Source organism: Streptomyces sp. JNUCC 63, from assembly GCF_054366325.1.
This window is the reverse complement of sequence record NZ_CM135963.1, coordinates 1,004,878-1,026,690: the sequence shown is the minus strand read 5'-3', so window position 1 is coordinate 1,026,690 and position 21,813 is coordinate 1,004,878. Positions and strand designations below refer to the sequence as shown.

The window sequence follows — 21,813 nt, the reverse complement described above, 5'->3', positions numbered from 1 at the left end:
GGGAGATGTGACGGCAATGGCTACGGAAACTCCCCAGCTCAACGCAGCATGCGCCGTCCCCGTTCCAGGCAGCGGACGATGACCCCGACACCGACGGCGCGCGACCCCGAGCGCGCCACCCTCGACAAGGCCGCGGGCGAGAACTTCCCCGTGGCACCGTTCTTCCTGCCCAGAGCCTGGCGCACCGACCTCATGGCCGTCTACGGCTTCGCCCGCCTCGTCGACGACATCGGCGACGGCGACCTGGCCCCCGGCGGCGCCGACGCCCGGCTGCTCGGCGTGTCGGCCGACCGGGCGGAGGACCGCCTCGCCCTCCTCGACGCCTTCGAGGCCGATCTGCGCCGGGTCTTCGACGACACCCCGCGCCACCCGCTGCTGCGCCGGCTGCAGCCCACCGTCCGCCGCCGCTCGCTGACCCCCGAGCCGTTCCTCGGCCTGATCGCCGCCAACCGTCAGGACCAGCTCGTCACGCGGTACGAGACCTACGACGACCTCCTCGCCTACTGCGAACTGTCCGCCAACCCCGTCGGCCGCCTCGTCCTCGCCGTCACCGGCACCTCGACCCCCGAGCGGATCCGCCGTTCCGACGCCGTCTGCACCGCCCTGCAGATCGTCGAGCACCTCCAGGACGTCAGGGAGGACCTCGGCCGCGACCGCATCTATCTGCCCGCCACGGACATGAAACGCTTTCACGTCCAGGAGGCGGATCTCGCCACGCCCACCGCGGGCGCATCGGTGCGCGCACTGGTCGCGTACGAAGCGGAACGCGCCCGTGAACTCCTGAATGAAGGCGCCCCCCTCGTGGGTAGCGTCCACGGCAGGTTGAAGCTGCTGCTCGCAGGGTTCGTGGCGGGGGGAAGGGCGGCGATCCGGGCGATCGCCGCCGCCGATTACGACGTACTTCCCGGCCCGCCCAAGCCCGGCAAGGTCCAGTTGCTGCGCGAGGTGGGCGTGACTCTGCGAGGAGAGGGGTGATCCGGGCCGTGGAGTCGGAACCGCACGCGTCCGCGCCGGTACTCGCCGCCTACAGCTACTGCGAGGCCGTCACCGCGGGACAGGCCCGCAACTTCGCCTACGGCATCAGGCTGCTGCCGACACCCAAGCGCCGTGCGATGTCTGCGCTGTACGCGTTCTCCCGGCGTGTCGACGACATCGGCGACGGCGCGCTGGCCGACGACGTCAAGGTCACCCGTCTGGAGGACGCAAGGGCACTGCTCGGCCGGATCCGCGAGGGCACGGTCGAGGACGACGACACCGACCCCGTCGCCGTCGCCCTCACCCACGCCGCCCACAGCTTCCCGATCCCGCTCGGCGGCCTGGACGAGCTCATCGACGGCGTCCTGATGGACGTACGCGGCAAGACGTACGAGACCTGGGAGGACCTGAAGGTCTACTGCCGCTGTGTGGCCGGGGCCATCGGACGGCTCTCCCTCGGCGTGTTCGGCACCGAACCAGGGGCGCGCGGCGCCGAACGCGCCCCCGAGTACGCCGACACGCTGGGGCTCGCGCTGCAGCTGACCAACATCCTCAGAGACGTCCGCGAGGACGCCGAGGGCGGCCGCACCTATCTGCCCGCCGACGACCTCGCCAAGTTCGGCTGCTCGGCCGGGTTCCACGGGCCGACCCCGCCGGAGGGCTCCGACTTCGCGGGCCTGGTGCACTTCGAGGTGCGGCGGGCCCGCGCCCTGTTCGCCGAGGGCTACCGGCTGCTGCCCCTGCTGGACCGGCGCAGCGGCGCGTGCGTCGCCGCCATGGCCGGCATCTACCGCCGCCTGCTCGACCGCATCGAGCGCGAGCCGGAGGCCGTGCTGCGCGGCCGGGTCTCGCTGCCCGGACGCGAGAAGGCGTACGTCGCCGTGCGCGGCCTGTCCGGCCTCGACGCCCGGCACGTGACCCGGCGGACCGTCAGGAGGCGTGCCTGATGGCCATGTCGCCGCACGATGACGCGACCGGAGAGAAGCGGCGGGCAACCCTCCGCTGCCGGGCGGCGTCCCTGACTGCGACGGTCGCCCGCGAGGTACCGGCCCACCGCGGCGGACGCACAGGGGAGGGCGCACGATGACCGACGGCATGCGGGGGGAAGGGCCGCTCACCGACGCCTCCGGTCCGGCCGGTCGGCACGTCGTCGTGGTCGGCGGCGGACTCGCCGGTCTCACCGCCGCGCTCGAGCTCGCCGACGCCGGAGTGCGCGTGACGCTGCTCGAGGGCAGACCGCGCCTGGGCGGGCTCGCCTTCTCCTTCCGGCGCGGCGACCTCACGGTCGACAACGGACAGCACGTGTACCTGCGCTGCTGCACCGCCTACCGCTGGTTCCTCGACCGGATCGGCGGCGCGGCACTCTCCCCGCTGCAGGACCGGCTGGAGGTTCCCGTCCTCGACGCCGACCGGCCCGAGGGACGGCGCCTGGGCAGACTGCGCCGCGACGCGCTGCCCGTACCCCTGCACCTGGGCCGGAGTCTGGCCACCTACCCGCACCTGACGCTCGCCGAGCGAGTCCGGGTGGGCCGCGCCGCGCTCGCGCTCAAGGAACTCGACCTCGCCGATCCGACCCTGGACGCCCAGGACTTCGGCAGCTGGCTGACCGCGCACGGCCAGTCCGCGCGTGCCGTCGAGGCACTGTGGGACCTGGTGGGGGTCGCCACCCTCAACGCGGTCGCGTCCGACTCCTCGCTGGCGCTCGCCGCGATGGTGTTCAAGACCGGTCTGCTGTCCGACCCGGGCGCGGCCGACATCGGCTGGGCCCGCGTCCCGCTGGGCGAACTGCACGACCGGCTGGCCCGCAGGGCGCTCGACTCCGCGGGCGTGCGTACCGAGGTCCGTACACGCGTCACCTCCGTCTCCCTCAACGAGAACGGGAGCTGGAACGTTCAGGTTCCCGGCGAGACGCTGCCCGCCGACGCCGTCGTTCTCGCCGTACCGCAGCGCGAGGCGCACGATCTGCTGCCGCCGGGCGCCCTGGACGCCCCCGACCGGCTGCTCCGCATCGGCACCGCACCGATCCTCAACGTCCATGTCGTCTACGACCGCACCGTGCTCAGCAGGCCCTTCTTCGCGGCCCTCGGCACGCCCGTGCAGTGGGTCTTCGACCGCACCGGGGCGTCCGGACTGAAGCACGGTCAGTACCTGGCGGTGTCCCAGTCGGTGGCGCAGGACGAGATCGACGCGCCCGTCGCCGTACTGCGCGAACGCTACCTGCCCGAACTGAGGCGGCTGCTGCCCCGCGCGCGCGGCGCCGAGGTGAAGGACTTCTTCGTGACCCGGGAGCGCACGGCGACGTTCGCCCCGGCCCCCGGCGTCGGGCGGCTGCGGCCCGGCGCCCGCACCAAGGCACCCGGCCTGTACCTGGCCGGAGCGTGGACCGCCACCGGGTGGCCCGCGACCATGGAGAGTGCGGTCCGCAGCGGTGTGAAGGCGGCCGACGCCGCGCTGAGCACCCTGGGCCGGCCCCGCCCGAGCCGTCTCCTCGCCATCGAGGAGGCGGCGGCATGACGCTCGATCAGCAGTCCGTGGCAGGCTCCCGCACTCCCGGCACCGCAACAAGAGGAGAGACTGTGCCCACTGTTCCCCCGGCCTCGACGCCCGCTCGAGGGACCGCGGTGGACGTGACCGCGCTGCTGGAGCGCGGCCGGACCCTGGCCACGCCGGTACTGCGGGCGGCCGTCGACCGCCTGGCCCCTCCCATGGACACCGTCGCCGCCTACCACTTCGGCTGGATCGACGCGGCGGGCAACCCCGCGCACGGGGTCGGCGGCAAGGCCGTGCGCCCCGCCCTGGCCGTACTCTCCGCCGAGGTCGCCGGGGCCGCGCCCGAGGTGGGCGTGCCCGGCGCGGTCGCCGTCGAACTCGTCCACAACTTCTCTCTGCTGCACGACGACCTGATGGACGGCGACGAGCAGCGCCGCCACCGCGACACCGTCTGGAAGGTGCACGGCCCCGCCCAGGCCATCCTGGTCGGCGACGCCCTGTTCGCCCTGGCGAACGAGGTGCTGCTGGAGCTCGGCACCGTCGAGGCCGGCCGCGCCGCCCGCCGCCTGACCGCCGCCAGCCGCGCACTGATCGACGGTCAGGCGCAGGACATCTCCTACGAGCACCGCGACCGCGTCAGCGTCGAGGAGTGCCTGGAGATGGAGGGCAACAAGACCGGCGCCCTGCTCGCCTGCGCCTCCTCCGTCGGCGCGGTCCTCGGCGGCGCGGACGACGCCACCGCCGACACGCTGGAGAAGTACGGCTACCACCTCGGCCTGGCCTTCCAGGCCGTCGACGACCTCCTCGGCATCTGGGGCGACCCGGAGGCCACCGGCAAGCAGACCTGGAGCGATCTGCGCCAGCGCAAGAAGTCCCTGCCCGTCGTGGCCGCGCTCGCGGCGGGCGGATCCGCCTCCGAGCGGCTCGGCGAGATCCTCGCCGCCGACGCCAAGAGCAGCGACTTCGCGAACTTCTCCGAGGAGGAGTTCGCGGCCCGCGCCGCCCTCATCGAGGAGGCGGGCGGCCGGGAGTGGACGGCCGAGGAGGCGCGCCGTCAGCACACCATCGCCATCGAAGCCCTCGACGCCGTGAACATGCCCGAGCAGGTACGGGCCGCGTTCACGGCGCTCGCCGACTTCGTCGTCGTACGAAAGAGATGATCACTATCGGTCGAACCAGCCTCGCGTAGTCGCCGGCCGGTGCCGCAAGGTTTCGGGCACCGGCCGACGGCGGACCCACAGCAGCACGACTCGCACGACTGCACGAAGGGGAAGCCATGACAGCGACGACCGACGGAAGCACCGGGGCGACACTGCCGTCCCGCGCTGCCGCGGCCACGGAAACCGTACTCACCACCCCCGAGGCGGCCGGGGCACCACAAGCCGCCGCAGACGCCGTCAGGCGGGCCACCGACTTCCTGCTCGCGAGGCAGGACGCCGAGGGCTGGTGGAAGGGCGACCTCGAGACGAACGTCACCATGGACGCCGAGGACCTGCTGCTGCGCCAGTTCCTGGGCATCTCCGACGAGGCGACCACCCGCGCCGCCGCGCTCTTCATCCGCGGCGAGCAGCGCGAGGACGGCACCTGGGCCACCTTCTACGGCGGGCCGGGCGAACTCTCCACCACCATCGAGGCCTACGTCGCCCTGCGCCTGGCCGGAGACGCGCCCGACGACCCCCACATGGCGAAGGCCTCCGCCTGGATCCGCGAGCAGGGCGGCATCGCCGCCTCCCGTGTCTTCACCCGGATCTGGCTCGCCCTGTTCGGCTGGTGGAAGTGGGAGGACCTGCCCGAACTTCCGCCCGAGCTGATCTGGTTTCCCTCCTGGGTCCCGCTCAACATCTACGACTTCGGCTGCTGGGCCCGGCAGACCATCGTGCCGCTCACCATCGTCTCCGCCAAACGGCCGGTGCGCCCCGCGCCCTTCCCGCTGGACGAGCTGCACACCGACCCGGACCTCCCCAGCCCGCCCAGGCCGCTCGCCCCGGCCACGAGCTGGGACGGTGCCTTCCAGCGCCTGGACAAGGCCCTGCACGCCTTCCGCAAGGTGGCGCCCAGGCGGCTGCGCCGGGCCGCGACGAACACCGCCGCCCGCTGGATCATCGAACGGCAGGAGAACGACGGCTGCTGGGGCGGCATCCAGCCGCCCGCCGTGTACTCGATCATCGCGCTGCACCTGCTGGGCTACGACCTCAACCACCCGGTGATGCGCGCCGGACTTCAGTCGCTGGACCGTTTCGCCGTCTGGCGCGAGGACGGCGCCCGCATGATCGAGGCCTGCCAGTCGCCCGTCTGGGACACCTGCCTGGCGACCATCGCGCTCGCCGACGCCGGCCTTCCCGCCGACCACCCGCAGATGGTCAAGGCCGCCGACTGGATGCTCGGCGAGCAGATCGTGCGCCCCGGCGACTGGGCGGTGCGCCGGCCGGGGCTGCCGCCGGGCGGCTGGGCGTTCGAGTTCCACAACGACAACTACCCCGACATCGACGACACCGCAGAGGTGGTCCTCGCGCTGCGCCGGGTCAGGCACCACGACCCGGAGCGGGTGGACAAGGCCATCGGGCGCGGGGTCCGCTGGAACCTCGGCATGCAGTCGAGGAACGGTGCCTGGGGCGCCTTCGACGTCGACAACACCAGCCCCTTCCCCAACCGGCTGCCGTTCTGCGACTTCGGCGAGGTCATCGACCCGCCGTCGGCCGACGTCACCGCGCACGTCGTGGAGATGCTCGCCGCCGAGGGCCTGTCCCACGACCCGCGCACCCGGCGCGGCATCGCGTGGCTGCTGGCCGAACAGGAGCCGGACGGCTCGTGGTTCGGCCGCTGGGGCGTCAACTACCTCTACGGCACCGGGTCCGTCGTGCCCGCCCTGACCGCCGCAGGCCTGCCCGGCTCCCACCCGGCGATCCGCCGCGCGGTGGCCTGGCTGGAGAGCGTGCAGAACGACGACGGCGGCTGGGGCGAGGACCTGCGCTCCTACAAATACGTCAAGGAGTGGAGCGGCAAGGGCGCCTCCACCGCCTCGCAGACCGCGTGGGCGCTGATGGCGCTGCTCGCGGCCGGAGAGAAGGACTCCAAGGCCGTCGAGCGCGGCGTCCAGTGGCTCGCGGCCACCCAGCGGGAGGACGGCTCCTGGGACGAGCCGTACTTCACCGGCACCGGCTTCCCCTGGGACTTCTCCATCAACTACCACCTCTACCGGCAGGTCTTCCCGCTCACCGCGCTCGGCCGGTACGTCCACGGCGAACCCTTCGCCGACAAGGTCCGCAGGGACCGTTCCCGCGCCGAGGCCAAGGGGAGCTGATGAGCACCCAGCCCGGTCCGGCCCCGCTGCTGGTCGCCTGCGCGCTCGGCATCGAGTACATCGCCCTGCGCACGAGCGACCGTGGCAGCGCGGGCGGGCCGGTGGCCGTGCTGCGGACGGGGATGGGGCCCAGGGCGGCGGAACGGTCCGTCACCCGGGTGCTGGCCGACCCGCCGCTGGCGCGGGCCGCGGTGCTGGCCACGGGCTTCTGCGCGGGACTGGCCCCGGGCATGCACCCCGGCGACCTCGTCGTCGCCGAGGAGACCCGGGACCCGCGCGGCACCGTGCCGTGCGTCGGAACCGAACTGCTCGTCAAGGAACTCGCGCGCACCCTGCCCGGGCGCACCGTCCACACCGGGCCGCTCACCGGCTCCGGCCACGTCGTGCGCGGACCCGAGCGGGCCGAGTTGCGCGCGACCGGCGCGATCGCCGTCGACATGGAGTCGGCGGCCACGCTCCTGAGCGCCGTGCGCACGGGCGCGCGCCCGGTTGCGGCCGTGCGGGTGGTCGTGGACGCTCCGGAACACGAACTCGTCCGTATCGGCACGGTCCGCGGTGGAATATCGGCTTTCCGCGTTCTTCGGTCCGTCCTGCCGACTTTCTTCGAATGGCACCGTAATGTTCTGCTCCCCAGGAGGTGAGCCAGATGGCCATGCCGCTGCGCCAGTCCATCAAGGTCGCTACATACTTGGCCGAACAGAAGCTGCGCAGGCGGGACAAGTTCCCGCTGATCGTGGAGCTTGAGCCGCTCTTCGCCTGCAACCTCGCCTGCGAAGGATGCGGCAAGATCCAGCACCCGGCCGGAGTGCTCAAGCAGCGCATGCCCGTCGCGCAGGCCGTGGGAGCGGTGCTGGAGTCGGGTGCGCCGATGGTGTCCATCGCGGGCGGCGAACCCCTGATGCACCCCCAGATCGGCGAGATCGTACGGCAGTTGGTGGCCAGGCGGAAGTACGTCTTCCTGTGCACCAACGCGATGCTGCTGCGCAAGAAGATGGACCAGTTCAAGCCCTCGCCCTACTTCGCCTTCGCCGTGCACATCGACGGACTGCGCGAGCGGCACGACGAGTCGGTCGCCAAGGAGGGCGTGTTCGACGAGGCGGTCGCGGCCATCAAGGAGGCCAAGCGGCGCGGCTTCCGGGTGACCACCAACTCCACCTTCTTCAACACCGACACCCCGCAGACCGTCGTCGACGTCCTCAACTACCTCAACGACGACCTCAAGGTCGACGAGATGATGATCTCGCCCGCCTACGCCTACGAGAAGGCGCCCGACCAGGAGCACTTCCTGGGCGTGGAGCAGACCCGCGAGCTGTTCAGGAAGGCCTTCGCGGGCGGCAACCGGCGCCGCTGGCGGCTCAACCACTCGCCGCTGTTCCTCGACTTCCTCGAGGGCAAGGTCGACTTCCCGTGCACCGCCTGGGCGATCCCCAACTACTCGCTCTTCGGCTGGCAGCGTCCCTGCTACCTGATGAGCGACGGATACGTCCCGACGTACCGGGAACTCGTGGAGGAGACCGACTGGGACAAGTACGGCCGCGGCAAGGATCCGCGCTGCGCCAACTGCATGGCGCACTGCGGCTACGAGCCCACCGCCGTGCTCGCCACCATGGGGTCGCTTAAGGAGTCCCTGCGCGCGATGCGCGAGACCGTCTCCGGGAACCGGGACTGACGCCATGACCGCCATTCCCTTGGGCGTCCCCGAGGTACCGGCCCGGCCGATCGCCGAGCGGCGCGTGTCGCGGCAGATTCAGGTCGGGTCGGTGGCGGTGGGCGGGGACGCGCCGGTGTCGGTGCAGTCGATGACCACGACCCGTACGTCGGACATCGGCGCCACGCTGCAGCAGATCGCCGAGCTGACGGCGTCCGGCTGCCAGATCGTGCGGGTGGCCTGTCCCACGCAGGACGACGCGGACGCGCTGGCGACCATCGCGAGGAAGTCGCAGATCCCGGTGATCGCGGACATCCACTTCCAGCCCAAGTACGTCTTCGCCGCGATCGAGGCGGGCTGCGCGGCCGTGCGCGTCAACCCGGGCAACATCAAGAAGTTCGACGACCAGGTCAAACAGATCGCCAGGGCGGCCAAGGAGCACGGCACCCCGATCCGGATCGGGGTCAACGCCGGTTCGCTGGACAGGCGGCTGCTGCAGAAGTACGGCAGGGCCACCCCGGAGGCGCTGGTGGAGTCCGCGCTGTGGGAGGCGTCGCTGTTCGAGGAGCACGACTTCAGGGACATCAAGATCTCCGTCAAGCACAACGACCCGGTGGTGATGATCGAGGCCTACCGGCAGCTCGCCGCGAGCTGCGACTACCCCCTGCACCTCGGCGTCACGGAGGCCGGCCCCGCCTTCCAGGGCACCATCAAGTCGGCCGTCGCCTTCGGCGCGCTGCTCTCGCGGGGCATCGGCGACACCATCCGCGTGTCGCTGTCCGCGCCGCCGGTGGAGGAGGTCAAGGTCGGCATCCAGATCCTGGAGTCGCTGAACCTGCGCCGGCGGGGTCTGGAGATCGTCTCCTGCCCGTCCTGCGGGCGGGCCCAGGTCGACGTCTACAAGCTGGCCGAGGAGGTCACGGCCGGCCTGACCGGCATGGACGTCCCGCTGCGCGTGGCGGTGATGGGCTGCGTCGTCAACGGCCCCGGCGAGGCCCGCGAGGCCGACCTCGGTGTCGCCTCCGGCAACGGCAAGGGGCAGATCTTCGTCAAGGGCGAGGTCATCAAGACCGTCCCCGAGTCGAAGATCGTGGAGACCCTCATCGAGGAGGCCATGAAGCTCGCCGAGCAGATGGAGGCCGACGGGACGGCCTCCGGGGAGCCCTCGGTCTCCGACACGGGGACACCGACGGTGACAGTGAGTTGACAAGCGGCACGGACCGAGAGGGGGCTCAGCGTGACCATTCTGGAGAGCATCCGGGGACCACGCGACCTGAAGGCGCTGTCCGAAGCGGAACTCGGTGAACTGTCCGAGGAGATACGCGAGTTCCTGGTGCACGCGGTGGCCAGGACCGGCGGTCACCTCGGGCCCAACCTGGGGGTGGTGGAACTCACCGTCGCGTTGCACCGGGTCTTCGAGTCGCCGGTCGACCGGATCCTGTGGGACACCGGTCACCAGAGCTACGTACACAAACTCCTGACGGGACGCCAGGACTTTTCCAAGCTGCGAGGCAAGGGGGGACTGTCCGGCTATCCCTCGCGCGAGGAGTCCGAGCACGACGTCATCGAGAACAGCCACGCCTCCACGGCGCTGGGCTGGGCCGACGGACTCGCCAAGGCGCGCCAGGTGCGGGGGGAGGAGGGACACGTCGTCGCCGTCATCGGGGACGGCGCGCTGACCGGCGGCATGGCCTGGGAGGCGCTGAACAACATCGCGGCCGCCCGGGACCGGCCGCTGATCATCGTCGTCAACGACAACGAGCGGTCCTACGCCCCGACCATCGGCGGCCTCGCCAACCACCTGGCCACCCTGCGCACCACCGACGGCTACGAGAAGGTACTGGCCTGGGGCAAGGACGTCCTGCAGCGCACCCCGATCGTCGGCAACACCCTCTACGAGTCGCTGCACGGCGCGAAGAAGGGCTTCAAGGACGCGTTCGCGCCGCAGGGCATGTTCGAGGACCTGGGGCTGAAGTACCTCGGCCCGATCGACGGACACGACGTCCGGGCCGTCGAGTCGGCGCTGCGCCGCGCGAAACGCTTCCACGGCCCCGTCCTGGTCCACTGCCTCACCGAGAAGGGCCGCGGCTACGAACCCGCCCTCGCCCACGAGGAGGACCACTTCCACACCGTCGGCGTGATGGACCCGCACACGTGCGCGCCCCTCGCCCCGTCCAACGGCCCGTCCTGGACCTCGGTGTTCGGCGACGAGATCGTGAGGATCGGAGAGGAGCGGGACGACGTGGTGGCGATCACCGCCGCCATGCTGCACCCGGTGGGCCTGGGCAAGTTCGCCGAGCGCTTCCCGGACCGGGTGTGGGACGTCGGCATCGCCGAGCAGCACGCGGCCGTCTCCGCGGCGGGTCTCGCGACCGGCGGGCTGCACCCGGTCGTCGCCGTCTACGCCACCTTCCTCAACCGCGCCTTCGACCAGCTCCTGATGGACGTGGCGCTGCACCGCTGCGGGGTCACTTTCGTACTGGACCGGGCCGGCGTGACCGGAGTCGACGGGCCCTCCCACAACGGCATGTGGGACATGTCCGTACTCCAGGTCGTGCCCGGCCTCAGGATCGCCGCGCCGCGCGACGCCGACCAGCTGCGCGCCCAGCTGCGCGAGGCCGTCGCCGTGGACGACGCGCCGACGCTGGTCCGCTTCCCGAAGGAGTCGGTGGGACCGGAGATCCCGGCGGTCGGCCAGGTCGGCGGCATGGACGTACTGCACCGGGCCGAGCGGCCCGAGGTGCTCCTGGTCGCCGTCGGCGTGATGGCTCCCGTATGCCTGCAGGCCGCCGAACTGCTTCAGGCGCGCGGTATCGGCTGCACCGTCGTCGACCCGCGCTGGGTCAAGCCCGTTGACCCGGCACTGCCGGGCCTGGCGGCCGGGCACCGGCTGGTGGCCGTGGTCGAGGACAACAGCCGGGCGGCCGGCGTCGGCGCCGCGGTGGCCCTCGCGCTGAGCGACGCCGAAGTCGACGTACCGGTGCGGCGGTTCGGCATTCCCGAGCAGTTCCTCGCGCATGCCAAGCGCGGAGAGGTGCTGGCCGACATCGGTCTCACACCGGTCGAGATCGCCGGACGGATCGGCGCGAGCCTGGCCGCCGGGGAGCAGGCCGGGGCCGTCACGGCAGTCAAGGAGAAAGCTGAATGACCACGGAGTTCGACCTCGGCAGACTCCTGTCCGAGCGCGGAGCCGAACGCTACGAGCTGCACGCCAGGCACCTCAACCACCAGCTGCCGCGCATGCTGCGCACCATCGGCTTCGACAAGGTCTACGAGCGGGCCGAGGGCGCGTACTTCTGGGACGCCGACGGCAACGACTACCTGGACATGCTCTCCGGGTTCGGGGTGATGGGCCTGGGCCGGCACCACCCCGTCGTCCGCAAGGCGCTGCACGACGTGCTGGACGCCCAGCTCGCCGACCTCACCCGCTTCGACTGCCAGCCGCTGCCCGGACTGCTGGCGGAACGGCTGCTCACCCACAGTCCGCACCTGGACCGGGTGTTCTTCGGCAACAGCGGCACGGAGGCGGTGGAGACCGCGCTGAAGTTCGCCCGCCGCGCGACCGGCAAGCCGCGGATCCTGTACTGCGAGCACGCCTTCCACGGCCTGACCACCGGCTCCCTGTCCGTCAACGGCGAGGACGGCTTCCGCGACGGCTTCGCCCCGCTGCTGCCCGACACCGCCGTCCCGCTCGGTGACCTCGACGCGCTCGAGCGGGAACTGAGGAAGGGCGACGTGGCCGCCCTGATCGTCGAGCCGATCCAGGGCAAGGGCGTGCACGAGGCCCCGCCCGGCCATCTGCGCGCCGCGCAGCAGCTGCTGCACCGGCACAAGGCGCTGCTGATCGCCGACGAGGTGCAGACCGGCCTCGGCCGCACCGGGGACTTCTACGCCTACCAGCACGAGGACGGCGTCGAACCGGACCTGGTGTGCGTGGCCAAGGCCCTGTCGGGCGGCTATGTGCCGGTGGGCGCGACCCTCGGCAAGGACTGGATCTTCAAGAAGGTCTACTCGTCGATCGACCGCGTCCTGGTCCACTCGGCGAGCTTCGGGTCCAACGCCCAGGCCATGGCGGCGGGCCTTGCCGTGCTGTCGGTGATGGAGAACGAGCAGATCGTCGCGAACGCCCGGGCCACGGGCGAGCTGCTGAAGTCCCGGCTGGCGGCGCTCACCGGCAGATACGAGCTGCTCGCCGACGTGCGCGGCCGGGGCCTGATGATCGGCATCGAGTTCGGCCGGCCGAAGTCGCTGAAGCTGCGCGGGCGCTGGACCATGCTCCAGGCGGCCCGCAAGGGACTGTTCGCGCAGATGGTGGTCGTCCCGCTGCTGCAGCGGCACCGTATCCTGACCCAGGTCTCCGGTGACCATCTGGAGGTGATCAAACTGATCCCGCCGCTGATCGTCGGGGAGGCGGAGGTCGACCGGTTCGTGGACGCCTTCACCGCCGTGATGGACGACGCACACGGCGGCGGGCTGATGTGGGACTTCGGGAAGACTCTGGTCAAGCAGGCCGTCGCCAACCGGTGAGCGGCGCCTGCCGGACTTTGCCTCTGAGGCAACGGATTTGCCCCAGAGGCAAGTCTGCCGCTGAAATGGAGGCATGAGCTCCCCCGAGTCCCAGCCCTCGGCGGGGCCGGTCGAGGACCTGCCCGCCGTCGCGCCGCAGCTGCGCGCGCTGCGCCGCCGCGCCTCCCTGACCCTGGAGGCCGCGGCCCGCGCCGCCGGGCTGTCGCCCGCCCACCTCTCCCGTCTGGAGACGGGTCGGCGCCAGCCCTCGCTGCCCATGCTGCTCGCGCTCGCCCGTATCTACGGTACGACCGTGTCCGAACTGCTCGGCGAGACGGTCGCCGGCCAGGACGCGATCGTGCGCGTCGGGGACATGGAGCCGACGCGGGCCGGCGGCTGGACGTACTGGCAGGCCGGCGCGTCCGGGCGCGGAATGCAGGCCCTCAAGGTCCGCGTCCCCCACGGCTCCCAGGGCGACATCGTGCGTGTGCACCCCGGCGAGGAGTGGCTGTGCGTCCTCAAGGGACGCCTCCGGCTGCGCCTCGGGGACACCGCGCACCTGCTCGCACCGGGCGACAGCGCGCACTTCGACTCGCTGACCCCGCACCGCATCGCCGCCGAGGACCCCGACGGGGTCGAGCTCCTGTTCGTCCACACCCTGCTGCAAAGCCCCACGGCCGCACTGTGCCTGGGGCCCCTCACCGGAGAGATGCCATGAGCAACCTGGAAGAGAAGTTCCCACGCGCCCTGTGGGTCCGGCTTGTCATCTACACCATCGTCGGGCACTTCTTCGCCGGGTTCATCTGGCTGCTGTTCTCGGTCGGCGCCAAGTGACGGCGGTCGGCGTCACGTGAGAGCCGGTCAGTCCAGCAGCCGCTCGCGCAGCCGCTCCCGGGTCTCGGGGGCCAGCCGCAGCCCGCGCTCCAGGTAGGGGTCGACGCCGCCCCAGGTCTCCTCGATGGTCTCCAGGGCCGCCGCGAGGTACTCGGCGCGCGCGTCGAACAGGGGGCTGAGCAGCTCCATGACCTCGGGGGAGTAGGCCGAGGGCGAGGTGCTGCTGCGGCGCACCCTGTAACGGCGGTGCTTGGCGTTCGACTCCAGGTAGTCCGCGACGATCGCGTCCCGCTCCACGCCGAGGGCGAGCAGCGTCACCGCGACCGACAGGCCCGCGCGGTCCTTGCCGGCGGCGCAGTGCATCAGGACCGGGACGCTGTCGTCGGCGAGCGCGTGCAGCACCTGGGAGTGCTCGCCGGTGCGCTCCTTGATGATCACGCGGTAGGAGGCGATCATCCGGGTCACGCCCTTGCCGTCGGCCAGGATCCCGCGCAGCTGGTCGAGGTCGCCGTCGCGGACCATCCTCCAGAACTCCGCGCCCTTCGCCGGGTCGCTCAGCGGCAGGCTCACATGGCGTACCCCGGACAGTTTCACGTCCGGTCCCTCGAGCTTGACGTCGGCCGCGTTGCGGAAGTCGAAGATCGTGTGCAGGCCCAGGGAGTCAAGGAAGGCCACGTCCTCGTCGGTCGCGTGTGCGAGATGACCGCTGCGGAACAGCACCCCCCGGCGCACCCGCCGCCCGTCCACGGACGGCAGCCCGCCCACGTCACGGAAGTTGCGCACTCCGGCCAGCTTGGGTTCGGCCGAGGGGGCCTGCTGCGTCACGGGGGCTCCTCCTTTTCGGCCCCGCCGTCACGGCTCGTCGGCGGGCACGGCTTCGACCATACGGCACGGCTTCCCGGGGGTGACGAGTTGTCCACAGGCGTTGCCTGGGCGCTCCTCCACCCGGATGATGTCCGTGCTTGCGCGGACCTGTTCGGATCTGTGGGGGATGCATGCTCCAGACCGCCGACGACGGCCGTACGTGGCTGCTGACCGGGCCCACGAGCGGCTACGCCGTCCATCTCACCGAGCACGACGAACTGCGCCACCTGCACTGGGGCCCGAGCATCGAGCTCGCCGACGCCGAGGCTCTGGCCGCCCGCCCGCTGCCGGACCACCGCCCCTTCGAGTCCCCGCTCGACGGGCACGAGGAGTACCCCGTCGAGGGCGGCCCCCGCTTCGTACGGCCCGCGCTGTCGGTGCGCACCGCCGAGCGGCGCGGCACCGAATGGACCTTCGGGACGTACGAGACCGAGGGCGGTGAACTGCGGCTGCGGTTCCGTGACTCGGGGCTGGAGATCACGCTGCACTACCGCATGCGCGGCGATGTCGTCGAGCGCTGGGTCACCCTCGACAACCAGGGGCCGGAAGCCGTGGAGCTGCTGCGCGCCGACTCCGCCACCTGGACCCTGCCCGACCGCGAGGGCTGGCGGCTGTCCCAGCTGCACGGCCGCTGGGCAGCCGAGTCCCGCCTGGTGCGCACCGGCCTCACCTACGGCGAGAAGGTCCTCGGCAGCCGCCGCGGCCACACCGGCCACCAGCACCTGCCATGGGTCGCCCTCGACACCGACGCCGGCGAGGAGCACGGCGAGGTCTACGGCTGCGCGCTGGGCTGGTCCGGCTCCTGGCGGATCGCCGTCGCCCAGCTCCCCCACGCGCGCGTGCAGATCACCGGCGGCGCCGGGTACGACGACTCGGGGCTGCTGAGGCTTCAGGCCGGAGAGTCGTACACCACCCCCGTCTTCGCCGGCCTGTGGAGCGGCGGCGGCCACGGCGGCGCGAGCCGTACCTGGCACGCCTACCAGCGGACGTACGTCGTCCCGGACGCGGACCGGGACCGGCCGGTGCTCTACAACTCCTGGGAGGCCACGGGGTTCGACATCTCCGAGGAGCGGCAGCGGGCGCTCGCGCGGCGGGCGGCGGCGATCGGCGTGGAGCTGTTCGTGGTCGACGACGGCTGGTTCGGCGCCCGTACCAGTGACCGCGCCGGGCTCGGCGACTGGCGGCCCGACCCCGGCCGGTTCCCCGGCGGCCTGAAGCCGCTCGCCGACCATGTGCACGGCCTCGGCATGGAGTTCGGCATCTGGGTCGAGCCGGAGATGGTCAACCCCGACAGCGACCTGTACCGCGCGCACCCCGACTGGGCGCAGCATCAACCGGGTCGGAAGCGGACGGAGTTCCGTAACCAGCTGGTGCTCAACCTCGCGCGCGAGGACGTCCAGGAGTACCTGTGGGAGCAGCTCCACGGCCTGCTCTCCGGCGCTCCGATCGACTATGTGAAGTGGGACTTCAACCGCTGCTTCACCGACGCCGGCTGGCCCGGGGAGCCGTATCCGCAGCGCCTGTGGACCGACCATGTGCGTGCGCTGTACGCCCTGCTGGACCGGCTGCGGGCCACGCACCCGGGGGTGGCCTTCGAGTCCTGCTCGGGCGGCGGCGGCCGGATCGACCTCGGCATCCTGTCCCGTGCGGACCAGGTGTGGACCTCCGACAACACCGACCCGCTCGACCGGCTGGCCATCCAGCACGGCTTCAGCCACATCCATCCCGCGCGGGTCATGGCCGCCTGGGTCACCGACAGCCCGAACACCATGCTCAACGGGCGCGTCAGCAGCCTGCGCTTCCGCTTCGTGAGCGCCATGGCCGGGGTGCTCGGGGTGGGCGGCGACCTCACCCGGTGGACGGAGGAGGAACTGGCCGAGGCCCGGGACTGGATCGCCCTCTACAAGGAGATCCGGCCCGTGGTCCAGCGCGGCGACCTGTACCGGCTGCGGCCGCCGCGGGGCGGGTTGAGCGCGGTGCAGTACGTCCGCGGGGACGAGACCGTCGTCCTCGCCTGGCTCCAGGCGCAGCACCACGGCGAGCCGCCGCCCGCGCTGCGGCTGCGCGGCCTCGATCCGGCGGCGTCGTACGCATGCGACGAAACCGGGGAAGTGCACCGGGGCGCCGTGCTTCTGCACCACGGGATGCGCACCGGGCTGCGGGGCGACTTCGATGCGACGGTTATTCGCCTCTGCCGCATCTGATCCTTGTGCCTGAATTGCGGCGTTGATTCGAACTCGCCCAGGAATAAGGGTCGCTGGAATCGCTCGCGTGACAAGCCTCATAACGGTGACGGTGCGTTGCTTGTCGTGTTCACGTAATTCTGAGGCCTGTCCAGCAGATTGAAAAACGGACGGGAGATCGAGTTCACGCGGTGTGACCGGTGGTTCCCGTGATGGACCAAGCGAAACGCGTGGAAAGGGAACCGTCCGCTTGTCCCCGCGCGTCCTGGTCGCCTACGGTCCACACCGATCCGGACGGACGCCGAATCCTGCCGCCGTCCGGGACCCGCACACCCACCCGTGCACGGCAGGAGCGGGGGACCCACAGGAACCACCGCCTGTTCCGGTCTTCCGGAACAGGCTTGGGGTGAAGTCGCATCACGCGGCCGGGCAGCTCCAGCCCGAACCCGACAGCTCACCTCGCAGGCGCCGGAGAGGAATTCGCCATGCCCGCGAAGGGTAAGCACCGCCGTCCGAAGACCCAGCGTCTCACCCGCTCCCTCGCCGCCGCCGGAACCGGTGGCGCCGCCCTCGCCCTGCCGTTCGTCGGGGCGGCCGGCGCGCACGCGGCCCCCGCGCACTCCGCGACGGAAAGGGCCGTACAGACCGTGCCGGTGGCCGAGAAGAACACCACCGCCAAGGACACGGACGTACGGACCTACACCGTCCGGGCCGGCGACTGCCTTTCGGCGATCGCCGAGGAGCAGGACGTCCGCGGCGGCTGGCAGCAGCTCTACGCGGACAACCGCCGGGCCGTCGGCGACGACCCGTCGCTGATCCACCCGGGCCTGGAGCTCACCCTCGACGGCAAGGCCGCGACGACCGGCACCACCCGGGCGCCCCAGTCCGCGGCGCCCGACTCGTCCTCGCCGTCCGCGTCCCCCAAGTCGTCCCCCAAGTCGTCCTCCAAGCATTCCTCCGCGCCTTCCCCGTCCTCCGCGTCCTCGGCCCCGAAGGCGAAGACGGCCGCCCGGGCCGCCGAGGCCGTCTCCACCGGCTTCACCCTCCCGGTGGCCGGCAGTGCCGTCGGCACCGGCTACCGCGTGGCCGGCGGCATGTGGTCCAGCGGCTACCACACCGGTGTCGACTTCGCCGTCCCGACCGGCACCCCCGTCAAGGCCGTCGGGGCCGGCACGGTCGTCTCCGCGGGCTGGGGCGGCGCCTACGGCAACCAGGTCGTCATCAAGCTGAACGACGGCCATTACGCCCAGTACGCCCACCTGTCGTCGCTCTCCGTCTCGGCAGGCCAGAGCGTGGGCGCGGGACAGCGGCTCGGCCTGTCCGGCGCCACCGGCAACGTGACCGGCCCGCACCTGCACTTCGAGATCCGTACCACGCCGAACTACGGCTCGGACGTCGACCCGGCCGCCTACCTCCGCTCGCACGGCGTCGCCTTCGGCTGACGACCGTGGCTTATCTCACCGTCCGTCAACCCCTGCCTACGGTCGCGTAGGTCACATCCGAAGGTGAATCATGGGCCGATGTGGCAGACGATTCGAAGAGTGACAGCAGATCAGTGATCGGGTCGTACGTGGCGGTGGGGGACAGCTTCACCGAGGGCGTCGGCGATCCCGGCCCCGACGGGGCGTTCGTCGGCTGGGCCGACCGGTTCGCCGTACTGCTCGCCGACCGGCGGCCCGAAGGCGACTTCCAGTACACCAACCTCGCCGTGCGCGGAAAACTGCTCGACCAGATCGTGACGGACCAGGTCCCGAAGGCCGTCGGACTCGCCCCCGACCTGGTCTCGTTCTGTGCGGGCGGCAACGACATCATCCGGCCCGGCACCGACCCGGACGACGTGGCCGACCGCTTCGAGAAAGCGGTCGCCCGGCTCACCGCCGTCGCCGGCACCGTCCTGGTGACGACCGGCTTCGACACCCGGGGCGTGCCCGTGCTCAAGCACCTGCGCGGCAAGATCGCCACGTACAACGGGCATGTACGGGCCATCGCCGACCGCTACGGCTGCCCGGTGCTCGACCTGTGGTCGCTGAAGACCGTCCAGGACCGCCGCGCCTGGGACCACGACCGCCTGCACCTCTCACCCGAGGGGCACACGCGCGTGGCGCTGCGCGCCGGCCAGGTTCTCGGCGTCGACGTCCCGGCCGACCCGGAACAGCCCTGGCCGCCGCTGCCGCCGCGCGGCACGCTGGAGATCCGACGTGACGACGTGCACTGGGCGCGCGAGTACCTGGTGCCGTGGATCGGCCGCCGGCTGCGCGGCGAGTCCTCGGGCGACCGTGTGACGGCCAAGGGCACCCTGTCGCCGGACGACATCAGGATGCGGATCGAGTCGGTGGCCTGACAGCCGGCGCGCTCAACGCCTCCCGCGCCAGGCCCAGTTCCCGGGCGAGTGCCTCGTCCACCCAGCGCTGGGCCCGGGCGCGGGAGACCGCGCCGTCGTAGGCCGTCATCTGCACGGCGAGGCCGTCCAGAAGGGCCGTCAGACGCAGGGCCGTGCCGGCGGCGTCCGGGCAGTGGAACTCGCCGGCCGCCACCCCTTCCGCGACCACCTCGATGATGGCCGCCTTCCACTGCCGGTCGAGATCCCGGGCGACCTCCCGCAACGAGGGCTCGCGCAGAGCGGCCGCCCAGCCCTCGATCCACAGCCGCCAGCCCTTGGCCTGCCCGGTCGGCGCGTACCAGCGCACGGCGGAGCGCAGCCGGCGCAGGGCCGTCGTACGGCGGTCGAGCAGCTTGCGCAGCCGGGCGAGGTCGTTCTCGGCGGCGTAGGCGAACGCGGCCGCGACCAGCTTCTCCTTCGTCGAGAAGTGATAGAGCACCAGCGCGTTGCTCACTCCGAGGGCCGAGGCCACATCGGCGATCCGCACCGCCGCCACGCCCCGCGTCTCGATCTGTCCGATGGCGGCCCGGAGTAACTCCTCGCGCCGCTCGGCCACGTTCAACCGCACTCTCGCCACGCGGTCACCCTAAACGGTCACCGCTTCACCGGGACAAGGCGAGACCTGGCCGCACGCGTCACTCCCGCGCGGCGACCCCGTCCGTGCCCGGTACGGCCTCCGGCACCTCGCACGAGTCCTTGAAGCCCTGGCTGGTCAGCCCGAGGGAGGAGTTGATGCGCGAGCGCAGGTTCTCCACCGCGACCATCGCCGTCAGCTCCACCAGGGCCGGCTCGCCCAGCCGGTCGCGCAGCCGGGCGGCCAGGTCGTCGTCCACGGTGGGCGGAGTGGCCGTCATGGCCTCGGCGTACGCCATGACGTCGCGCTCCAGCGACGTGTAGGCGTCGCTGTCCCGCCACACAGGAACATCCCGCACCTTACGGGGATCCATACCGCGCTCCCGGCTGACCCAGTGGCCGAAGTCCATGCACCACGAGCATCCGATCGCGGCGGCCGAGGCCATCTCGGCGAGCGCCTTCAGGTCGGGGTCGAGCCTGTTCCACTTCGCCACCGACTGCTCGAACCGCAGATCGCTCCACAGCACCCGCGGGTTGTGCGCGAGCGCCCGGGCGGGGTCCAGCACCTTGCCGTAGGCGCGCTTGCTGTACCACTCCACAAGGCGGAAGAAACGGGTCCGGGGCGGGGTGAGCGAGACGCGGGCCATGGCGGCCACCTCCAGTACGTCGGTTCCGGCGGCACCTCGCGGGTGCCTTCACCGGATACGACGGACGGGAGCGCCCCCGTGTGACATCGGGCTGTCGGAGGGGCCCTCCATAATGGGAGACCTGACCGACTCCACCGGAGGCATCGTGGCAGGATTCCGTCCCCTGAGCTCCGGGCTCCGAGCCCTGCGGCCCGCGGCCTTCGGTGCGGACCCCGACGGAGAGCGCATGGAGCGCATCCGCCGGTCACCCCACTTCAAGGACGGCGTCTTCCAGAACCCTGGGGGTCCCGCACGGACCCGGCCCTCCGGCTCGATGCTCGATGTCGCGAAGCTCTACTTCGACAAAGAGGAGCGCCCCCGCCGCGCCCCGCGAGGCACCGTGCCCGTGCACGCCACCACGCTCGCCGACCTGGCCCGGCCCGCGTCCACGGGCCTGCGGCTGACCTGGCTGGGGCACTCCGGCGTGCTCGCGGAGATCGACGGACAACGGGTGCTCTTCGACCCCGTGTGGGGCGAGCGCTGCTCCCCCTTCCCCTTCGCCGGACCCCGGCGGCTGCACCCGGTGCCGGTGCCGCTGGCCGCGCTCGGCCCGGTCGACGTCGTCGTCATCTCCCACGACCACTACGACCACCTGGACATGCCCACCATCAAGGCGCTGGCCGGTACGGACACCGTCTTCGCGGTACCGCTCGGCGTCGGCGCCCACCTGGAGCACTGGGGCGTGTCCGAGACCCGGATACGCGAACTGGACTGGCACGAGTCCACCAGGGTCGGCGGCCTCACCCTGACCGCCACCCCGGCCCGCCACTTCTGCGGCCGCGCCCTGCGCAACACCCAGCACACCCTCTGGGCCTCCTGGGCCGTCGCGGGCGAGGAACACCGGATCTACCACAGCGGCGACACCGGCTACTTCGACGGCTTCAAGGACATCGGCGCGGACCACGGCCCGTTCGACGCGTCGATGATCCAGATCGGCGCGTACTCCGACTGGTGGCCCGACATCCACATGACCCCCTCCGAAGGCGTCCAGAGCCACCTCGACCTGCAGCAGGGCCGGCCGGACGGCGTCCTGCTGCCGATCCACTGGGCCACATTCAACCTGGCGTTGCATCCCTGGGCCGAGCCGGGGGAGTGGACGCTGGCCGCGGCCCGAGCAGTCGGTCAGGCGGTCGCCCTCCCGATCCCGGGCCGGCCCTTCGAGCCCGCCGGCGAGCTCCCCTCGCGCCCCTGGTGGCGTGAGGTGTCCCAGTCCGTCACCCGCAAGTGGCCGGTGCCCGAGCTCGCGTCGAAGACGACCCGTGGTCTTGATCTGGTGGGCGAGGACTGACAGCATCCGGCCTCCGCTGACCGTGACGTCCGAGGAACTGGACGAGGGCTGCGCATCCTGGCCCGCGCGGTGCACGAGGCCGCCT

General features: G+C 71.7%; 20 protein-coding genes and 1 riboswitch. Of the genes, 17 read left to right on the top strand and 3 right to left on the bottom strand.

Annotation, left to right across the window (positions count from 1 at the left end; genetic code table 11):
- Positions 1–78 precede the first annotated feature (78 nt).
- From hpnC to ACX25U_RS04680, 13 genes are all read left to right on the top strand, one after another.
- A complete protein-coding gene (gene hpnC, locus ACX25U_RS04740; RefSeq protein ID WP_454389277.1) occupies positions 79–975 on the top strand; it encodes a squalene synthase HpnC in 897 nt (298 codons plus the stop codon).
- Positions 972–1,922 (top strand): presqualene diphosphate synthase HpnD, encoded by a 951-nt coding sequence (hpnD, locus tag ACX25U_RS04735; RefSeq protein ID WP_454389276.1) that lies wholly within the window; start codon positions 972–974, stop codon positions 1,920–1,922. Before hpnC ends, hpnD begins: the two co-directional genes overlap by 4 nt.
- Positions 1,922–2,062 (top strand): DUF6380 family protein, encoded by a 141-nt coding sequence (locus tag ACX25U_RS04730; RefSeq protein WP_454389275.1) that lies wholly within the window; start codon positions 1,922–1,924, stop codon positions 2,060–2,062. Before hpnD ends, ACX25U_RS04730 begins: the two co-directional genes overlap by 1 nt.
- Positions 2,059–3,489 carry a hydroxysqualene dehydroxylase HpnE gene (gene hpnE, locus ACX25U_RS04725; protein WP_454389274.1) on the top strand — a complete coding sequence of 477 codons (1,431 nt, stop codon included), beginning with the start codon at positions 2,059–2,061 and terminating at the stop codon, positions 3,487–3,489. Before ACX25U_RS04730 ends, hpnE begins: the two co-directional genes overlap by 4 nt.
- Positions 3,486–4,625, top strand: a complete 1,140-nt coding sequence (locus ACX25U_RS04720) for a polyprenyl synthetase family protein (protein WP_454389273.1) — start codon at positions 3,486–3,488, stop codon at positions 4,623–4,625. The genes hpnE and ACX25U_RS04720 overlap by 4 nt, the downstream gene beginning before the upstream one ends.
- A gap of 116 nt (positions 4,626–4,741) precedes the next feature.
- Positions 4,742–6,766: a squalene--hopene cyclase gene (shc, locus tag ACX25U_RS04715; RefSeq protein ID WP_454389272.1), complete on the top strand. Its 2,025-nt coding sequence runs from the start codon at positions 4,742–4,744 to the stop codon at positions 6,764–6,766.
- Entirely contained in the window at positions 6,766–7,407 is a 642-nt protein-coding gene (locus ACX25U_RS04710; protein ID WP_454389271.1) for a phosphorylase family protein, read from the top strand. Before shc ends, ACX25U_RS04710 begins: the two co-directional genes overlap by 1 nt.
- 5 nt (positions 7,408–7,412) lie before the next feature.
- Positions 7,413–8,435, top strand: coding sequence for an adenosyl-hopene transferase HpnH (gene hpnH, locus ACX25U_RS04705; RefSeq protein WP_073947916.1), 1,023 nt, complete (start codon positions 7,413–7,415; stop codon positions 8,433–8,435).
- 4 nt (positions 8,436–8,439) lie between these two features.
- Positions 8,440–9,621 (top strand): flavodoxin-dependent (E)-4-hydroxy-3-methylbut-2-enyl-diphosphate synthase, encoded by a 1,182-nt coding sequence (gene ispG, locus ACX25U_RS04700; RefSeq protein WP_454389270.1) that lies wholly within the window; start codon positions 8,440–8,442, stop codon positions 9,619–9,621.
- Positions 9,622–9,651: 30 nt separating this feature from the next.
- Entirely contained in the window at positions 9,652–11,562 is a 1,911-nt protein-coding gene (gene dxs, locus ACX25U_RS04695; protein WP_454389269.1) for a 1-deoxy-D-xylulose-5-phosphate synthase, read from the top strand.
- Complete coding sequence (locus ACX25U_RS04690; RefSeq protein WP_454389268.1) at positions 11,559–12,941, top strand: aspartate aminotransferase family protein; 1,383 nt, start codon at positions 11,559–11,561, stop codon at positions 12,939–12,941. The genes dxs and ACX25U_RS04690 overlap by 4 nt, the downstream gene beginning before the upstream one ends.
- A gap of 73 nt (positions 12,942–13,014) precedes the next feature.
- Positions 13,015–13,638: a helix-turn-helix domain-containing protein gene (locus tag ACX25U_RS04685; RefSeq protein WP_454389267.1), complete on the top strand. Its 624-nt coding sequence runs from the start codon at positions 13,015–13,017 to the stop codon at positions 13,636–13,638.
- Positions 13,635–13,754, top strand: coding sequence for a DUF6126 family protein (locus tag ACX25U_RS04680; RefSeq protein WP_454389266.1), 120 nt, complete (start codon positions 13,635–13,637; stop codon positions 13,752–13,754). The genes ACX25U_RS04685 and ACX25U_RS04680 overlap by 4 nt, the downstream gene beginning before the upstream one ends.
- 27 nt (positions 13,755–13,781) lie before the next feature.
- Here the strand turns inward: ACX25U_RS04680 and ACX25U_RS04675 are convergent, their stop codons facing one another.
- On the bottom strand, positions 13,782–14,579 hold the full coding sequence (locus ACX25U_RS04675) for a tyrosine-protein phosphatase (protein WP_454389265.1): 798 nt from the start codon (positions 14,577–14,579) through the stop codon (positions 13,782–13,784).
- 170 nt (positions 14,580–14,749) lie between these two features.
- Between ACX25U_RS04675 and ACX25U_RS04670 the strand changes: the two genes are divergently transcribed.
- The 3 genes from ACX25U_RS04670 (at position 14,750) to ACX25U_RS04660 (ending at position 19,142) form a co-directional block, all read left to right on the top strand.
- The gene (locus ACX25U_RS04670) at positions 14,750–16,822 is read left to right on the top strand and encodes an alpha-galactosidase (protein WP_454389264.1); all 2,073 of its coding nucleotides are present in this window, start codon (positions 14,750–14,752) and stop codon (positions 16,820–16,822) included.
- A 268-nt stretch (positions 16,823–17,090) separates the two neighbouring features.
- A riboswitch (cyclic di-AMP (ydaO/yuaA leader) is annotated at positions 17,091–17,282 on the top strand.
- A gap of 4 nt (positions 17,283–17,286) precedes the next feature.
- Positions 17,287–18,243, top strand: a complete 957-nt coding sequence (locus tag ACX25U_RS04665; RefSeq protein WP_454389263.1) for a M23 family metallopeptidase — start codon at positions 17,287–17,289, stop codon at positions 18,241–18,243.
- A 113-nt stretch (positions 18,244–18,356) separates the two neighbouring features.
- On the top strand, positions 18,357–19,142 hold the full coding sequence (locus tag ACX25U_RS04660; protein ID WP_454389262.1) for an SGNH/GDSL hydrolase family protein: 786 nt from the start codon (positions 18,357–18,359) through the stop codon (positions 19,140–19,142).
- Here the strand turns inward: ACX25U_RS04660 and ACX25U_RS04655 are convergent.
- Positions 19,114–19,758 (bottom strand): TetR/AcrR family transcriptional regulator, encoded by a 645-nt coding sequence (locus ACX25U_RS04655; RefSeq protein ID WP_454389261.1) that lies wholly within the window; start codon positions 19,756–19,758, stop codon positions 19,114–19,116. The two genes, ACX25U_RS04660 and ACX25U_RS04655, sit on opposite strands and share 29 nt — an antisense overlap.
- Positions 19,759–19,816: 58 nt before the next feature.
- Positions 19,817–20,401 (bottom strand): carboxymuconolactone decarboxylase family protein, encoded by a 585-nt coding sequence (locus ACX25U_RS04650; RefSeq protein WP_454389260.1) that lies wholly within the window; start codon positions 20,399–20,401, stop codon positions 19,817–19,819.
- A 145-nt stretch (positions 20,402–20,546) separates the two neighbouring features.
- On the opposite strand from ACX25U_RS04650, the gene ACX25U_RS04645 reads away from it, so the two are divergent.
- Positions 20,547–21,728, top strand: a complete 1,182-nt coding sequence (locus ACX25U_RS04645; protein WP_454394830.1) for an MBL fold metallo-hydrolase — start codon at positions 20,547–20,549, stop codon at positions 21,726–21,728.
- Positions 21,729–21,813 lie beyond the last annotated feature (85 nt).

Coding starts and splice junctions, on each gene's coding strand:
- ACX25U_RS04680 (WP_454389266.1), top strand. CDS start 13,635: ATGAGCAACCTGGAAGAGAAGTTCCCACGCGCCCTGTGGGTCCGGCTT.
- ACX25U_RS04670 (WP_454389264.1), top strand. CDS start 14,750: ATGCTCCAGACCGCCGACGACGGCCGTACGTGGCTGCTGACCGGGCCC.
- ispG (WP_454389270.1), top strand. CDS start 8,440: ATGACCGCCATTCCCTTGGGCGTCCCCGAGGTACCGGCCCGGCCGATC.
- hpnE (WP_454389274.1), top strand. CDS start 2,059: ATGACCGACGGCATGCGGGGGGAAGGGCCGCTCACCGACGCCTCCGGT.
- shc (WP_454389272.1), top strand. CDS start 4,742: ATGACAGCGACGACCGACGGAAGCACCGGGGCGACACTGCCGTCCCGC.
- ACX25U_RS04650 (WP_454389260.1), bottom strand. CDS start 20,401: ATGGCCCGCGTCTCGCTCACCCCGCCCCGGACCCGTTTCTTCCGCCTT.
- ACX25U_RS04730 (WP_454389275.1), top strand. CDS start 1,922: ATGGCCATGTCGCCGCACGATGACGCGACCGGAGAGAAGCGGCGGGCA.
- ACX25U_RS04710 (WP_454389271.1), top strand. CDS start 6,766: ATGAGCACCCAGCCCGGTCCGGCCCCGCTGCTGGTCGCCTGCGCGCTC.
- hpnC (WP_454389277.1), top strand. CDS start 79: ATGACCCCGACACCGACGGCGCGCGACCCCGAGCGCGCCACCCTCGAC.
- ACX25U_RS04685 (WP_454389267.1), top strand. CDS start 13,015: ATGAGCTCCCCCGAGTCCCAGCCCTCGGCGGGGCCGGTCGAGGACCTG.
- ACX25U_RS04690 (WP_454389268.1), top strand. CDS start 11,559: ATGACCACGGAGTTCGACCTCGGCAGACTCCTGTCCGAGCGCGGAGCC.
- ACX25U_RS04665 (WP_454389263.1), top strand. CDS start 17,287: ATGCCCGCGAAGGGTAAGCACCGCCGTCCGAAGACCCAGCGTCTCACC.
- ACX25U_RS04720 (WP_454389273.1), top strand. CDS start 3,486: ATGACGCTCGATCAGCAGTCCGTGGCAGGCTCCCGCACTCCCGGCACC.
- hpnH (WP_073947916.1), top strand. CDS start 7,413: ATGGCCATGCCGCTGCGCCAGTCCATCAAGGTCGCTACATACTTGGCC.